General features: G+C 50.3%; 1 protein-coding gene. It reads right to left on the bottom strand.

Annotated elements, in window-relative coordinates; translation table 11 throughout:
- Positions 1 to 845, bottom strand: an 845-nt coding sequence (locus tag R7093_RS24680; RefSeq protein WP_318146948.1) for a penicillin-binding transpeptidase domain-containing protein, incomplete at both ends; no start/stop codon positions are given.

The following is an 845-nucleotide window of genomic DNA, read 5'->3' as shown; positions in this document are numbered from 1 at the left end:
GCTTGCCTTCCAATGCCACTTGCATAAAGTCAATCCATGCTGGTTCTGCTGTTTTCGCACCTGATTCAGCACCAGATACTTGGCCTTGACCCAAATTGCTGTTCACCGTCGTGCGGCCTAACGCGCGTGAGTGATCATCGAAGCCCACCCATGCAATAGCAACCACGCCCGGACCATAACCGTTGTACCATGCGTCTTTTGAATCGTTAGTCGTACCAGTTTTACCACCAATATCACGACGCTCAAGTTTTTGCGCACGCCAGCCGGTACCGTTCCAGCCAGTTCCTTCACGCCAGTTGCCGCCACCCCAGATGTTGCTGTACATCATTTCACGCATCAAGAATGCGTTTTGTTCAGAGATCACTTGTGGTGCGTATTTTGGTTCATCATTTTCTAGTGCGTTCTCTGGAGCTTGGCCATCAACGGCAACGTCTTGCTCACCGAACTCACTGGCAAAGCGATCCATTTCTGGTTGTGGGCTCATTTGTGGGCAATCTTGATGACAAACGCTCTTAGGGTTGGCTTTAAACAAGAGTTCGCCAAATGCATCTTCAACGCGTTCGACGTAGAACGGCTCAACATAGTAACCGCCGTTTGCAAAAACCGAGTAACCTTGCGCCACTTTCATTGGTGTTAAGCTACCCGCACCCAAGGCGATAGTTTCTGAGCGAGGCACTTCGTTGATATCGAATCCAAAGCGAGTTAGGTACTGACGAGTTTCATCCAGACCCACTTCACGTAAGGTACGAACCGCCATTACGTTTTTCGATTGCGCTAAGCCAATGCGAAGGCGAGTTGGACCACCGTAAGTTGGAGGTGAGTTCTTTGGTCGCCATGCTGAGCCT

The organism is Vibrio sp. 1580, from assembly GCF_033340055.1.
Note: the sequence above shows the minus strand (reverse complement) of the source record. Positions and strands in the feature narration are given on the sequence as shown.